The sequence below is a fragment of the Rhodocyclaceae bacterium genome, from assembly GCA_020248265.1.
Classification (GTDB): Bacteria; Pseudomonadota; Gammaproteobacteria; order Burkholderiales; family CAIKXV01; genus CAIKXV01.
This window is the reverse complement of sequence record JADCHX010000004.1, coordinates 306,420-321,413: the sequence shown is the minus strand read 5'-3', so window position 1 is coordinate 321,413 and position 14,994 is coordinate 306,420. Positions and strand designations below refer to the sequence as shown.

General features: G+C 65.5%; 14 protein-coding genes. 10 read left to right on the top strand and 4 right to left on the bottom strand.

The features are described 5' to 3' along the window. Positions 1-9: 9 nt before the first annotated feature. Positions 10-648 (bottom strand): cytochrome c4, encoded by a 639-nt coding sequence (locus tag ING98_05230; GenBank protein MCA3101256.1) that lies wholly within the window; start codon positions 646-648, stop codon positions 10-12. 146 nt (positions 649-794) lie between these two features. On the opposite strand from ING98_05230, the gene ING98_05225 reads away from it, so the two are divergent. Together ING98_05225 and hemB are read left to right on the top strand one after the other, a co-directional pair. Further along, entirely contained in the window at positions 795-1,481 is a 687-nt protein-coding gene (locus tag ING98_05225) for a YihA family ribosome biogenesis GTP-binding protein (protein ID MCA3101255.1), read from the top strand. Positions 1,482-1,719: 238 nt separating this feature from the next. Continuing rightward, entirely contained in the window at positions 1,720-2,751 is a 1,032-nt protein-coding gene (hemB, locus tag ING98_05220; GenBank protein ID MCA3101254.1) for a porphobilinogen synthase, read from the top strand. Positions 2,752-2,757: 6 nt separating this feature from the next. Here the strand turns inward: hemB and ING98_05215 are convergent, their stop codons facing one another. The 3 genes from ING98_05215 to ING98_05205 are packed head-to-tail and all read right to left on the bottom strand — an operon-like array spanning position 2,758 to position 6,529. After that, positions 2,758-3,531: a flagellar brake protein gene (locus tag ING98_05215; GenBank protein MCA3101253.1), complete on the bottom strand. Its 774-nt coding sequence runs from the start codon at positions 3,529-3,531 to the stop codon at positions 2,758-2,760. 30 nt (positions 3,532-3,561) lie between these two features. Beyond that, positions 3,562-4,167 (bottom strand): hypothetical protein, encoded by a 606-nt coding sequence (locus tag ING98_05210; protein ID MCA3101252.1) that lies wholly within the window; start codon positions 4,165-4,167, stop codon positions 3,562-3,564. A gap of 46 nt (positions 4,168-4,213) precedes the next feature. After that, positions 4,214-6,529, bottom strand: a complete 2,316-nt coding sequence (locus ING98_05205) for a penicillin-binding protein 1A (protein ID MCA3101251.1) — start codon at positions 6,527-6,529, stop codon at positions 4,214-4,216. Positions 6,530-6,684: 155 nt separating this feature from the next. On the opposite strand from ING98_05205, the gene ING98_05200 reads away from it, so the two are divergent. From ING98_05200 to ING98_05165, 8 genes are all read left to right on the top strand, one after another. Beyond that, positions 6,685-7,794 carry a pilus assembly protein PilM gene (locus ING98_05200; protein MCA3101250.1) on the top strand — a complete coding sequence of 370 codons (1,110 nt, stop codon included), beginning with the start codon at positions 6,685-6,687 and terminating at the stop codon, positions 7,792-7,794. A 115-nt stretch (positions 7,795-7,909) separates the two neighbouring features. Next, positions 7,910-8,533: a PilN domain-containing protein gene (locus ING98_05195; protein MCA3101249.1), complete on the top strand. Its 624-nt coding sequence runs from the start codon at positions 7,910-7,912 to the stop codon at positions 8,531-8,533. Positions 8,534-8,582: 49 nt separating this feature from the next. Beyond that, complete coding sequence (locus ING98_05190; GenBank protein ID MCA3101248.1) at positions 8,583-9,212, top strand: type 4a pilus biogenesis protein PilO; 630 nt, start codon at positions 8,583-8,585, stop codon at positions 9,210-9,212. After that, positions 9,212-9,760 carry a pilus assembly protein PilP gene (locus tag ING98_05185; protein MCA3101247.1) on the top strand — a complete coding sequence of 183 codons (549 nt, stop codon included), beginning with the start codon at positions 9,212-9,214 and terminating at the stop codon, positions 9,758-9,760. The genes ING98_05190 and ING98_05185 overlap by 1 nt, the downstream gene beginning before the upstream one ends. A gap of 80 nt (positions 9,761-9,840) precedes the next feature. Then, positions 9,841-11,940, top strand: a complete 2,100-nt coding sequence (locus ING98_05180; protein ID MCA3101246.1) for a type IV pilus secretin PilQ — start codon at positions 9,841-9,843, stop codon at positions 11,938-11,940. Between the two features lie 98 nt (positions 11,941-12,038). Continuing rightward, positions 12,039-12,707, top strand: a complete 669-nt coding sequence (locus ING98_05175; protein ID MCA3101245.1) for a shikimate kinase — start codon at positions 12,039-12,041, stop codon at positions 12,705-12,707. 44 nt (positions 12,708-12,751) lie between these two features. Next, on the top strand, positions 12,752-13,840 hold the full coding sequence (gene aroB / locus ING98_05170; protein ID MCA3101244.1) for a 3-dehydroquinate synthase: 1,089 nt from the start codon (positions 12,752-12,754) through the stop codon (positions 13,838-13,840). Further along, a complete protein-coding gene (locus ING98_05165; GenBank protein MCA3101243.1) occupies positions 13,833-14,960 on the top strand; it encodes a deoxyguanosinetriphosphate triphosphohydrolase in 1,128 nt (375 codons plus the stop codon). The genes aroB and ING98_05165 overlap by 8 nt, the downstream gene beginning before the upstream one ends. Positions 14,961-14,994 lie beyond the last annotated feature (34 nt).

The window sequence follows — 14,994 nt, the reverse complement described above, 5'->3', positions numbered from 1 at the left end:
CGGGGACGATCAGCGCACGCCGGTAAGCCCGGACACGTACTCGGCCAGCGCCTGCATCTCGCGGTCGGACAGCCGGCTGGCGATCGTGCGCATGACCTTGTTCATGTCGTTGCCGCGTTCGCCCGCACGGAATGCCCGCAACTGCGCAACGGTGTATTCGGCATGCTGGCCAGCCAGCCGCGGATACTGCGCCGGAATGCCTGCACCGTTGGGCGAGTGGCACCCGGAACAGGCCGGCAATCCGACGGCGGCGTTACCCGCGCGATACAGCTTCTGCCCGATCAGCGCCAGTTCCTTGTCGTTCGCCGGGCGCGGCTTGACCGGCTGCCGCGCATAGTAGGCGCCCAGGTCGAGCATGTCCTGCGGCGACAGCGCAGCGACCATGCCCTGCATGATCGCGTTCTTGCGCTCTCCGGACTTGAAGTTTGCCAGCTGCTTGGCGGTGTAGCCGGCGTGCTGGCCGGCCAGCGTCGGGTTGGCAGGCATGCCACTGTTGCCGTCGGCACCGTGGCAACCTGCGCAGACGCCCGAAGCGATCGTCTGGCCTTTCGCCGGATCACCCCTGGGTGCGGCTGGCGCCTCCGCCGCCGCTGCTGCAGCCTGGGCGGTACTGCCCGGAAAAACCGATGCCAGCGCTGCGCCTGCCATCAGCGCGGCGATCGCAAGATTCCTTGTCATTCGTGACTCCCTGCCGGACACTCATCAATCCGGTTTGCGTTAATTACCTGTAACTTTCGATTTTAACTTGACCGACCCTTCCGGCGCCAGTCGGATCGGCGAAAGCGATCCTGTCGATGTCCGTATTCAGCAAGACGGTGTTCCGCGAAAGCGCTGCCGAAATCGAAAAACTGCCCGCCGACGGTGGCCGCGAGGTCGCTTTCGTCGGCCGGTCGAATGCCGGAAAATCGAGCACCATCAATGCCCTGACGGGCATCGGACGGCTCGCCTTCGTGAGCAAGCAGCCCGGGCGGACCCAGTTGATCAACCTGTTCGAGGTCATCCCCGGACACCGGATCGTCGACCTGCCCGGCTACGGTTATGCAAAGGTCGCGAAGGACATCAAGCGCGACTGGGGCATTCTGCTCGAACGATACCTGCAGGAGCGCCAGGAACTGGCCGCACTGGTGGTGATCATGGACATCCGGCACCCGCTGACCCCGCTGGACATCCGGCTGATCGAGTGGATCGCTCCGCGCGGACTGCCGCTGCATATCGTGCTGTCGAAAGCCGACAAGCTGACCCGGCAGCAGCAGGCTCAGGTCGTGCGCGAAGTGACCGCTGCGCTGGCGCCCCTGGCACCGCTGCCGGTAAGCGTGCAGGCGCTATCGAGCCCGAAACGGCTGGGACTTGACACCCTCGCGTCGGCGGTCGCCGGCTTCCTCGGTATCGAGGAGAAATCGCCCGTGAGCAGCAGCGAACTGCGAGCGACCCGCAAGCCGGCGTCGGGGCCTGTACCGAAGCGACCACCGCGCCGCGCCTGAAGGGGCAGTCGGCAGCGCCAGCAAAAAAAGCCCCGGCGCGAGGGGGCTCGCGCCGGGGAAAACATGCCTTAAGGGGGTTAAGGCTCCCGCTCAGGGAGGGTGCGGGAGACGAACAGCGTCGTCGTGGATTGAGACCGTGGCCGCGGCTGGAAGTTCCCGCCGTGCTGCACATTGCCGCTGTAAGCCGCGGCGGGCAGAATCCCGGCTCCGCTCCCGTCGCCGCAACGAGGTCCGCAATATGTCCATCCCGAATCGTCCCGCGCCCGCCAACTCACCGGCTTTCCCGACGACGCGCATGCGCCGGATGCGGCACGACGCGTTCTCGCGCCGGCTCATGCGCGAGAACTGGCTGAGCACCGACGACCTCATCTATCCGGTCTTCGTGCACGACGGCCATGCGCCCGCACAGCCGGTCCCGTCGATGCCCGGCGTCGAGCGGATCAACGTCGAGGGGCTGCTGGCGGTTGCAGGCCGCTGCGTGGAGGCAGGCATCCCGATGATCGCCCTGTTCCCGGTGATCGAGACCGCGCTCAAGACGCCGGACGGACGCGAAGCGCTCAACCCGGCCGGCCTGGTGCCCCGCGCGGTCGCCGCGCTGAAGGCGCGCTTTCCGCAACTCGGCGTTATGACCGATGTTGCGCTCGACCCGTACACCAGCCACGGGCAGGACGGCCTGATCGACGAGTCTGGCTACGTGCTCAACGAGCAGACGGTCGCCGTACTGGTAGAGCAGGCGTACGTCCACGCACACGCCGGCGTCGACGTGGTCGCACCGTCGGACATGATGGACGGGCGGATCGGCGCGATCCGCCGCCGACTGGACGACGGCGGCCTCATCCACGCGCGCATCCTCGCCTACTCCGCCAAGTACGCGTCTTCGTTCTACGGGCCGTTCCGCGATGCGGTCGGCTCGGCGGCCACCCTCGGCGGCGGCTCGAAGTACACCTACCAGATGGATCCCGCGAACAGCGACGAGGCGCTGCGCGAGGTCGCCCTGGACCTCGCGGAAGGCGCCGATATGGTGATGGTGAAGCCGGGCATGCCCTACCTCGACATCGTGCGCCGGGTGAAGGAGACGTTCGGCGTGCCCACCGCCGTCTACCAGGTCAGCGGCGAGTACGCGATGCTGAAGGCGGCAAGCGCGAACGGGTGGCTCACCGAAAGGGCTGTCGCCATGGAAGCGCTGCTGTCCTTCAAGCGCGCCGGGGCAGATGCCATCCTGACCTATTTCGCGCTCGACGCGGCCCGCTGGATACGGGAAGGGGACTGAGCCGGCTCAGAGATCGAGCTCGGCCTCACGGCTGCGCCGTTCGCGCTCGATCCGCATCAGATAGCGCTGTATCTGCTGCTGAGCGGACTCCGGCAGGGCGACGAACATGAATCCGGCGCGCGTCGCGTCGGTGCCATTGCGCAGGCGCACGTCGTTCACGTTCCGCAGTTCGAGCTCGACCGAGAAGGAACTGCCGGCGCCGATCCGCACGCTGGCACCGGGGAAGCGAGTACCGATCGCGACCCGGTCGGCAGGCAACTGCACATAGGCGGAAATGCCGCCGATACTCAGATCGAGGCCCTGCAGTTCCAGCGTCTCGGTGTCGCGCAGCGGCAGGCGCACGTGGACTGGCTCGCTCGCACTGCTGCGCGCCCGGAAGAACTCGCGCCGCTGCAACTTGAGCAGTTCCGCCGGCAGCGGAATCGAGAAGGCAGGTGCACCGTCGTACTGAATATCGCGCACCTGCTTCACGCTGAACTGCACCTTGACCTTCTCCAGCGCGCTCACCAGCACGATCCGGTCGCTTTCCAGCAGTCTGGCGTTGGTCGCTTCGTCCGAACCGCGGTCGATGACGATACGCGCGCCGGGCACGTCGATATCGACGATCGCGGTCAACAGGAACTGGCGACCGCGGTTGAAGTAGGCGGTGACGATCTCACGGTTATCGCGGATCGCCGACAGGATCTGCCTGATCTGCGTCGGTGAGCGCACGAGGAACCGGCTGAGGTCCTGGTCCTGGCCCTCGCCGTTGCCGGAATTGACGGCGTCTTCAGCGCTCATGCTGGCTCCAGCTCCTGAGGGGACGGCGGCTCATCGCTCGATCCGAAACGGTTCCGGTGCCGCGGTGTCGTCCAGTTTCGACGCCAGGCTCGCCCGCCCGGCGCGTGCCATCGGCCTGCCCTCTGCCGACAGCCGGACGGGCTGGTGACGGTCGGCACCGATGAACTGCACCAGGTGCACGTCGGTTCCCTCGACGTTCAGCTCGAAACACGGCACGGTGGATGCCGCTCCGCCAATGAATACCCGACGCTGGGAGGGATCGTACGGTATCGCTTCCTTCAGCAGGAACCACTCAATCGCTTTCTCGTCGTCGGTGAACAGGTGCAGGTGGATGGTCGGATACTTGCCGATCGCCCCGGACAGCACCGGCCCCACCAGATGCGGCTGGAACCGCTCGAACAGGTCCATCAGGTCGAGCGCCTGCGAACGCAGCCAGTGAAGCTCCTCCCGTTGCCCTTCCTCGTCGAAGATGCGCTGATACTCCAGAAGCGCGGCTTCCAGCTCGGCGTTGGTCGGGAGGCAGTGCGCCTCGGTCAGTCCCAGCGTACGGGCCGCCTTCTTCTTGGCGAGGCCCCAGTCGTCGATACCGTCCTCGGCGATCAGGCGTGCAGCCAGTTGCGCGATCTGCTCGCGCAACTGGCGCTGCCTTGAATGGGTCTCTCGTGCCACGCGCTGCCCGATCTCAGAAAATCTGCGCTTTCACCTCGTCCTGCGGCCGGGCATCGGCGCCCGGTGCAGCACCCTCGACCTCGCGCGGAAGGTTCTCCTGGTAGAAGAACTCGCTGATGCCGCCTCCGCCCGCATCGCGCAGGCCAGTGGCAGGGTCGATACGTGCGGTGGCGATACCCTCCGGCGGGACCAGCGGCTGCTCGGGCACGCCCTTGAGTGCGACGGCCATGTAGCTGATCCACATCGGCAGAGCCGCCGTACCACCCGTCTCACCGTTACCGAGGGTACGCGGCGTCGAGAAACCGATCCAGCTGACCGCGACCAGCCCTGGCTGGTAGCCGGCAAACCATGCGTCGAGGAAGTCGTTCGTGGTGCCAGTCTTGCCCGCGAGGTCGCTGCGACCGAGGGACATCGCACGCGTTGCGGTCCCGGCACGCACGACATCCTGCATCAGGCTGGTCATCACGAACGCGTTGCGCTCGTCGATCACCCGCTCCGCGCCCCCGTTCGCGACGGCCGGCGCTGCTTCGAACAACACGGCCCCCTTGGCGTCTTCGATGCGCCGGATCAGGAACGGGGCAACGCGGTAACCGCCGTTGGCGAACACCGCGTAGCCGGCAGCCACCTGCAGTGGCGTCACGCCGCCCGCGCCGAGCGCCATCGTCAGGTAGGGTGGGTGCAGCTTCGGGTCGAAGCCGAACTTGGTGATGTAGTCCTGAGCATACTGTGTACCGATCGCTTGCAGCACGCGGATGGTCACCAGGTTCTTCGACCGCGCGAGTGCAGTACGAATCCGCATCGGACCGTCGTACTTGCCATCGTAGTTCTTGGGCTCCCAGGGCTCCGACCCCGTCTCCCGTGCGCCGAAGGTCAGCGGGGCATCGTTGACCACCGTCCCCGCCGTGAAGCCGCGCTCGAGCGCGGCCGAGTAGATGAACGGCTTGAAGCTCGACCCGGGCTGGCGGATCGCCTGGGTGACATGGTTGAACTGCGACCGGTTGAAGTCGAAACCACCGACCAGCGCCCGGATCGCGCCGTCGGACGGGTCCACCGCGACCAGCGACGCCTCGACCTGCGGCAGCTGGGTGATGCTCCAGTTCGACTTCTCGTCGCGCTGCAGGCGAACCACCGCCCCCGGCCGCAGCCGCTGCTTGAGCGGCGCCTGCTCGCCGATCGTACGCTGCGCGAAGCGCAAGCCCTCGCCGGCAACGGTGACCCGGCCCAGCCCGCGGCGGTAGACGACCGCCGACTTGTCGTCGATCTGCAGCACGACCGCCGGAAACAGGCCTTCGCTGTCCGGATCGTCCTGCAGCAGGTCTTCGAGCTGCTCGTCGGTGTAGTTCGCTGGCAGATCCACGAAGCGTTCCGGCCCGCGAAAGCCATGCCGCCGATCGTAGGCGACGACACCACGACGTACAGCCATATAGGCTGCCAGTTGGTGCTCGCTTACAACGGTCGTGTACACGCGCAGACCACGCGTATACGCTTCGTCCCGGAACCGTTCGTACATCACCTGGCGGACCATTTCGGCCACATAGTCTGCGTTGACCGTTGTTTCAGCGCCTTCGCGGCGCGCCGGCATCACGTACTTCTCGGCCTGCGCGAACTGGGTCGCGTCGATGTAGCCGAGCGCGTTCATCCGGCGGAGTACATACTGCTGGCGCAGCCTCGCGCGCTGCGGGTTGACCACCGGATTGAAGCGCGACGGCGCCTTGGGCAGCCCGGCGAGCATCGCCATCTCGGCCACCTCAAGTTGGTCGAGCGATTTGCCGAAATACACTTGTGCGGCCGTGGCAAATCCGTAGGCGCGCTGGCCCAGGAATATCTGGTTGATGTAGAGCTCTAGAATCTGATCCTTGGTCAGACTCGCTTCGATCTTGAAGGCAAGCAGTGCCTCGTGAAACTTCCGCGTGAACGTCTTTTCCCGGGACAGGAAGAAGTTCCGGGCCACCTGCATCGTGATCGTGCTCGCGCCCTGGCGCGCGCCGCCACCGGTAAAGTTCGAGGCAGCTGCGCGAATGACACCGAGGTAATCCACCCCGCCATGCTCATAGAAACGGTCATCCTCGGCTGCGAGAATAGCCTTCTTCATCAGGTCGGGTACGGCATCGATCTTCACCACCGCCCGGCGCTCTTCGCCGAACTCACCGATCAGCTTGCCATCCGCGCTGAACACGCGCAGCGGCACCTTCGGCCGGTAGTCGGTCAGCGCCTCAAGAGAGGGAAGATTGGGAAAGGCAACCGCCGCCGCAAATACCACCACGAGCACGGCAAGGCCGACCCCTCCGGCGGCAACGAGGGCAGCGATCAGCAACCAGCGTTTGAGCATCAGCGATTATAGACAGATGTCGTAGCCCGGATCAGACACGAAAAAGAGACAGCGTAGCGCCCAGGCAGCGATTACCGACTGAAAAAACGCTTTACAGTCCAAGTAGTTGTTGCTAGCCTTTAAACTCGTTTATGCAATCATGGCCTGAACCTTCCATGTTCAAAGGAAAACTTGACTTCAAATTCGACGCGCTGAGCAGGTTGCTCCGGCCCGCGTCCCCGCCGCTGATCGGCGTGGACATCAGCTCGTCCGCAGTCAAGTTCGTCGAACTGGAAGAGTCCGGACGCGGCCAGTACCGTCTCGAACGGTACGTGATCGAGCCGTTGTCGAAGGATTCGGTCGTCGACGGCAACATCGTGAATCTCGATCAGGTATCCGATTCGTTCAAGCGCGGCTGGAAGAAGCTCAACAGCCGGGTGCGCAATGTCGCTCTCGCCCTGCCTACCGCTGCGGTCATCACGAAGAAGATCGCCGTGCCTGCTGGCCAGCGCGAGGAGGAACTCGAACTGCAGGTCGAGACGGAGGCCAACCAGTACATCCCGTTCGCGCTCGACGAAGTCAATCTCGATTTCCAGGTGCTCGGCCCTTCGCCGACCAGCAAGGATGATGTCGAGGTGCTGATCGCCGCCTCGCGCAAGGAAAAGATCGAAGACCGCGTCGCCGCCGCCGAGGCGGCAGGCCTAAAGGCCGTCGTCGTGGACATCGAGTCCCACGCCACGCAGGCAGCGTTCGACCTGATCGCGCAGGGCCTGCCGGAAGGCGGCCACGACCAGACGATTGCAATCGTCGACGTCGGCACCAGCGTGATGAACGTGAACATCCTGCGCAACGGCGAGTCGGTGTACCTGCGCGAGCAACCGTTCGGCGGTCAGCAACTGACGCAGGAGATCCAGCGCCACTTCGGCCTGACCGCCGAGGAGGCAGAGGTGGCCAAGCGCAACGGCGGCCTTCCCGAGAATTACGAGTCGGAGGTACTCCAGCCATTCATGGACAACCTCGCACTCGAAGTATCACGGGTCCTTCAGTTCTTCTACACCTCCAGCAAGTACGGCAGCATCGACAAGCTGCTGCTGGCTGGCGGCTGCGCGGCAATCCCGGACCTGGACCAGGCAGTGAGCCGACGGACGCAGGTACCCACCGTCGTTGCGAACCCGTTCGCCGGAATGGTGGTTTCTTCGAAGATCCGTCCGCGGCAACTGCAGCTCGACTCGCCCTCCCTCATGATCGCCTGCGGCCTCGCCTTGCGCCGCTTCGACCCCACCTGACGCAGGACCCGCACCACGTCCGGGCCCGCGCCCGGGCACGGGCGAACGGACCTTCCCGATCGCCGTACTGCCGTCTCCGCCCTCCCCGAAACCGAAACCGCCGCCGACCGCCCAGATGATCCGCGTAAACCTGCTACCCCACCGCCAGATGAAACGCGCTGCGCAGAAGCGCGCGTTCATCATTGCCGCGGTCGCGATGATCGTGCTTGGCGCCGCGGTGGTCTTCCTTGTGCACGGTGTACTGGCCAGTCGGATCGAAGCGCAAAGCGCGCGCAACAAATTCCTCGACGAACAGATCGTGATCGTCAACAAGCAGATCGAGGATATCCGGCGCACACGCGAACAGACGGCGCAACTGCTCGCCCGCAAGCGCGTGGTGGAAACGCTGCAGTCGAATCGCGAGGAAGTGGTCCAGCTTTTCGACCAGATCGCCCGCCAGCTGCCCGACGGGGTGTATCTGCGCAACATCAAGCAGACCGGGACCAAGATCAACATCGCCGGTTATGCGCAGTCGAACGCGCGCGTGTCCACGCTGCTGCGGAACCTCGAATCGTCGCCGTGGCTCGAGAATGCCACCCTGATCGAGATCAAGGCCGCGACGGTGTTGTCCCAGCGGCTTAACGAATTCAGCCTGAACGTCGACGTCGCGCGCCGCAGGGCGGATGTTGCAGCGGCAGCAGCGCCCGGTGCGCCCGGGGCTCCGTCTGCCGCGCCGGGCGCTGCAGCGGCGAAGAAGTAGCGCTTCGCCCGACCCACGAACGTAACTCAACCGCACGCCGCCACCTCCCATGACACTCAACGAACTCAGACGCCTAGACCCGCAGAACATCGGGTCGTGGCCGATCGCGGTGCAGTTGGTGACCCTGCTGCTGCTGCTGTTGCTGGTGATCTTCCTCGGCTACTGGTTCGACTGGCGGAACCAGCTCTCCGAGATCAGCACACTGCGCGAGCGCGAGTCGACGCTGCGCACGACCTTCATCGAGAAGAAGCGGCAAGCAGTCAACCTGCCCGCGTACCAGAAGCAGCTTGAGGACATCGAACAGGCGTTCGGTGCCCTGCTGCGCCAACTGCCCAACCGCTCGGAAATGGACGCGCTGCTCACCGACATCAACCAGGCCGGCCTGGGTCGCGGACTGCAGTTCGAACTGTTCCGGCCGGCCACGCAGGAAACCATGTCCGAGTTCTATGCCGAGCTGCCGATCAGCATCCGGGTGACAGGCAACTACCACGAGATCGGTGCATTCGCGAGCGACCTCGCGCGGCTGCCGCGCATCGTGACACTTAACGATATCTCGGTGGCAAGTAGCCGCGAAGGTGCCCTGACGATGGACGCGGTCGCCAAGACCTTCCGTTATCTGGACGAAGAAGAACTCGCGAAACAACGCAAGGCAGCGCAAGCCGCCGCCGCGAAGAAATAATGAACGCCCTGCACAGATTCAGCCGCCAATTGGTCCCGCTGGCACTCGGCCTCGCGATGGTCGGATGCGGCTCCGAAAAATTCCAGGACCTCAAGCAGTTCGTCACCGACGCCGATACGGTCGCCGGCACGCGCGCCCGTATCGACCCGCTGCCCAAGGTCGAGGTGAACCAGCCATTCGTCTACAACCCGGCCGAACTGGAAGATCCGTTTCGCCCGCGCAAGATCGAACCCACCAAAGGTTCAAAGGGGGCGCTGCAACCCGACCTGAACCGACGGCGCGAGCCGCTCGAGTCCTTCCCGCTCGACAACCTCAAGATGGTCGGCTCGCTGCAGCAGGGGAAGACGCTGTTCGCACTGATCCGCACGCCCGACAGCAACCTGTTCCGCGTGCGCGTGAACAACTACATGGGCCAGAATTTCGGCCTGGTCATCGAGGTGGATGAGGCTGGCATGAAGCTGAAAGAACTCATTCAGGACGGCGCCGGCGAGTGGACCGAACGGATCACTTCGCTGTTCATGCAAGACGAAACGGAGACAAAAAAATGAATCGCTCGATCTCGCAGTGCGGGTCGGCCCGGACACTGGTGGACCATCGCTCGGTGCGCGGCTTGACCGCAGCGTGGAAGATGCTTGTCTCGGTTCTGGCCCTGGTCGTTGCCGGCTCCGCGCTCGCGCAGAACGCACCTGCAGCGCAAGCAGGCAATGCCATCCAGTCGGTCACCGCGGCGATCGCTCAGGGCGGCAACGTGCTGGTACGCATCACGCTGAAGGAAGCGCCGAGCGCCGCGCCGGCCGGATTCCAGATCTCCAACCCGTCGCGCCTGTCGTTCGACTTCCCGAACACTGCGAACGGCACTGGCAGGAACTCCCAGGACATCGGCCAGGGCGACCTGCGCAGCGTGAACCTGGTGCAGGTCGGCAACCGCACGCGTCTTGTGCTCAACATGACTCGTACGGTCCCGCACGAAGCGCGTGTCGAGGGCAACACGATCATCGTCGCATTGCAGGGCGCAGGCGGTATCGCCGCTGGCGTCGCACCCGCGCCGACGCGCTTCGCGGAAGACACGGGCGGCGGCCGGCAGCACCGCATCCTGAACATCGATTTCCGGCGCACCAGCGAAGGCGCCGGTAATGTCGTGATCGACCTCGCCGACAACAACACCGGCATCGACGTCAGGCAGCAGGGCCGCAACATCGTCGTCGAGTTCCAGCGCACGCAGATGCCGCAGCACCTGCAGCGGCGTCTGGACGTCACCGACTTCTCGACGCCGGTGCAGTTCATCAACGCGCAACAGGCTGGCGACATGGTCCGACTGGAGATCCAGCCGCGCGGCCAGTGGGAGCAGTCCGCATACCAGGCCGACAACCGCTTCATCCTCGAGGTGAAGCCGGTGATCGAGGACGCGACCCGGCTCGGTAGCGGTCAGCGCCGCTACACCGGGGACAAGCTGTCGCTGAACTTCCAGAACGTCGAAGTGCGTGCCGTTCTCCAGGTACTGGCCGACTTCACCGGCCTGAACATCATCACGAGCGACACGGTCAGCGGAAACCTCACGCTTCGTTTGAAGGACGTCCCCTGGGACCAGGCGATGGACATCATCCTCCAGGCGAAAGGCCTGGACCTGCGCAAGACCGGCAACGTGATGTGGATCGCGCCCCGCGATGAACTCGCGACACGCGACAAGCTCGAGGCAGAGTCACGGCAGCAGCTGGCCGAACTGGAACAGGTGCGCACCGAGACCTTCCAGCTCAACTACGCACGCGCCGAGGCGTTCCAGAAGATCCTCACGGATCCTCAGCAGCGCGTGCTGTCGCGACGCGGAAGCGCGGTCATCGATCCACGCACCAACACCCTGTTCATCCAGGACACCCCGAGCAAGCTCGACGAGATGCGCCGCCTGGTGCGGCAGATCGACGTGCCGGTGCGGCAGGTGATGATCGAGGCACGCGTAGTCGAGGCAGCAGACACGTTCTCCCGCAACCTCGGCGCACGGCTCGGCGTGTTCGACCGGCAGCCTGGCCACGCATTGGGCAACTCTTCACAGCGGCTGACCTTCGGCGGCAACCTGGAGAGCACTGGCTTCCTGACGAGCCAGATCGCCACGCCGATCCCGACCCTGACACAGAGTCTCGGCGTGAACCTGCCGGCCCAGACGATCGGCGGTGCCCGGCCAGGTGCGTTCTCGGTGGTCGTATTCAACGACAGCCTGTCGCGTTTCCTGAACCTGGAAGTGCAGGCACTGCAGGCCGAGGGGCGTGGCCGCATCGTGTCCAGCCCGCGCGTGATCACCGCCGACCAGATCGAAGCGACGATCGAGCAGGGCACGGAGATCCCGTTCCAGCAGGCCACCGCCAGCGGTGCGACTGCAGTGTCGTTCAAGAAGGCGACGCTGTCGCTGAAGGTACGGCCGCAGATCACCCCCGATGGCAACGTGATCATGACGCTCAACGTGAACAACGACAGCGTCGGACAGAACACCCAGTCCGGCCCGGCCATCAACACGCGCCAGATCAGCACGCAGGTGCTGGTCGAGAACGGCGGCACGGTGGTGATCGGCGGCATCTACACGCAGGACTCCCGGCAGACGGTCAACAAGGTTCCGGTGCTCGGCGACATTCCGTTCGTCGGTTTCCTGTTCCGCGACCGTACGATCGTCGACGACAAGCGCGAACTGCTGATCTTCGTCACCCCACGCGTGTTGAACGACCGGCTCTCCTCGCGTTAGCAGGTCGCCTCATCCGGAAACAGACGGGCGTGCAATGCACGCCCGTTTCGTTTTCGGCGCGCGGCAGGCGGCGTTGCAGCGCGCGCTACAATCGACACATGGAAGTCAACGAACCCTGCACCGACCTGCCGCAATCCGTCGACGCTGCGTGCGAAGACGCCTGCGCGCAGGCGCCGTGCGTGATCGAAGGCAGCGTTTTCCTGGTCGGCATGATGGGCGCGGGCAAGACCTCGGTCGGCCGGTTACTGGCCCAGCGACTGGGCAAGCGGTTCATCGACACCGACCAGGAGATCGAGGCGCGCTGCGGGGTCACCATCCCGGTCATCTTCGAGATCGAGGGCGAGGCAGGTTTCCGGCAGCGTGAACGCCAGGTGATCGACGAACTCACGATGCTTCCGGACATCGTCCTCGCGACCGGCGGTGGCGCCGTCCTGTCCGGAGAAAGCCGCAGCCGGTTGCATGAGCGCGGACTGGTCATCTACCTCAAGGCGTCCGCAGCCGAGATCTGGCATCGAACACGGCGCGACCGCAGCAGACCGCTGCTTGCGACCAGCGATCCCCAGCAGCGGATCGTCGACCTGCTGGCGGCACGCGAACCCCTCTACGTCGAGACCGCCCACGTGACGATCGAAAGCACGCACGAGAGCGTGAAGTCGATGGTCACGCGGCTGGTCGACCGGCTCAACGATCGGCTCAGGGGGGAGGCGGATACGGCCGCCAGCCTTGAAACCTGTGTCCCGGCCGCATCCGCCACGGAGTCACGATGATCGTCGAATCCCCCCGTCCAGGCCCGGGGACCGCTGCCGGGCCGATCGAAACCGTCGAAGTATGTCTCGCCGATCGCAGCTATCCGATCATCATCGGCCGCGGCGTGTCGACTGACAGCGCGCTGATCGGCACCCACCTGAAGCCCGGCCGGGCGGCGCTGGTCACCAGCGAGGTGGTCGGAGCGCTCTACCTCGCACCGGTCTGCGCCGCGCTCGCCGCTGCCGGCGTCGAGGCCGTGCCGATCGTGCTGCCCGACGGTGAGCAAAACAAGAACTGGCAGGTGCTCAACACCGTGTTCGACCACCTCATCGCACACCGCTGTGATCGCCGCACGCCGGTGATCGCTCTTGGCGGCGGGGTGATCGGAGACTTGGCCGGCTTCGCGGCCGCGACCTGGCAGCGCGGCGTACCGTTCGTGCAGATCCCGACCACCCTGCTGGCCCAGGTCGATTCGTCGGTCGGCGGCAAGACCGCGATCAACCACCCGCAGGGCAAGAACATGATCGGCGCGTTCCACCAGCCCGGGCTGGTGCTGGCCGATACCGCGCTGCTCGACACCCTGCCCGACCGCGAACTGTCCGCAGGGCTAGCGGAGGTGATCAAGTACGGACTGATTCGCGATACCGTCTTCCTCGACTGGCTCGAGCCGAACCTGCCTGGGCTGCTGGCGCGCGACCCCGCAGCGCTCGCGCATGCGGTGCGTCGCTCCTGCGAGCACAAGGCCGAGGTGGTCGCGGCCGACGAGCGCGAGGCCGGCCTGCGCGAAACGCTGAATCTGGGCCATACCTTTGGCCATGCGATCGAAACCGGTGTCGGATATGGCCAATGGCTGCATGGCGAAGCCGTCGCGGCCGGCACGGTGCTGGCCGCAGACATGTCCGCGCGCCTGGGCTGGCTGTCGGAGTCCGACGTTGGGCGGGTCAGGCGCCTGTTCTCGCTGGCGCAACTGCCGATCGAGGCGCCGACGATGCCGGCCGCCCGCTGGCTCGACCTGATGGGACACGACAAGAAGGTCCGCGGCGGGCGCATCCGGCTGGTGCTGCTGCACGGACTGGGCAACGCCTTGACGACTGGCGACTATGACCCGGCGGCGCTCGAGGCGACGCTCGCAGGAGCCGCCGCCCATGGCTGAGACGGGCCTGGCACCGTATGCGGCATCGAGCGGCCGGTCACGCGGACGGGTACACGCTGAACCGCCGCCCGCCGGGCGCGACGAGTTCCAGCGCGACCGTGACCGGATCATCCATTCGACCGCGTTCCGCCGCCTCGAATACAAGACCCAGGTCTTCGTCAACCATGAGGGCGACCTGTTCCGTACACGCCTGACGCACAGCCTCGAGGTGGCGCAGATCGCGCGCTCGATCGCGCGCAACCTCGGGTTGAACGAGGCACTCACCGAGGCGATTTCGCTCGCGCACGACCTCGGGCATACGCCCTTCGGCCACGCCGGACAGGACGCGCTGAACGCGTGCATGCGCGAGCACGGCGGCTTCGAGCACAACCTCCAGTCGTTGCGGGTGGTCGACCTGCTCGAGGAGCGGTACGCCGACTTCGACGGACTGAACCTCACCTTCGAGACCCGCGAAGGCATCCTCAAGCACTGTTCACGCCGCAATGCCGAGCAGCTTGGTCCGATCGGCGAACGCTTCCTGCGCGGCGAACAGCCGTCGCTGGAAGCGCAACTGGCCAACGTCGCCGACGAGCTTGCCTACAACAACCACGACGTGGACGATGGCCTGCGCTCCGGGCTGATAACCCTCGCGCAACTCGAAGGGGTGAGCATCTTCGCTCGCCATGTGGCCCAGGTGCGCGAGCGCCATCCAGGGCTCGACGGCCGGCGGCTGATCCACGAGACGATCCGCCGGATGATCAACACGCTGGTCATCGACCTCACCACCGAAAGCTGCCGGCTGATCGCGCTGCACGCGCCGGATTCGATCGACGCGGTGCGCGCCCTGCCGCCGCTGATCGGCTTCAGCCCGGCGGTCGCGGCGGAGCAGATGGAACTCAAGCAGTTCCTGCGCCACGCTCTGTACCGGCACTATCGGGTGGTGCGGATGAGCGGCAAGTCGCAGCGCATCCTGACCGAACTGTTCTCGGCCTTCATCGGCGACCACCGGCTGCTGCCGCCGCAGGACCAGGCCAGGGCCGGAGTCGACGCAGCCAGAGCGATCGCAGACTATATTGCAGGCATGACAGACCGCTACGCGATGCGCGAACACCGCCGCCTTTTCAGCGTCGACGAACACTGAGCCGGAAAGGCCGAGCCCGCACAACCTGCGCCCG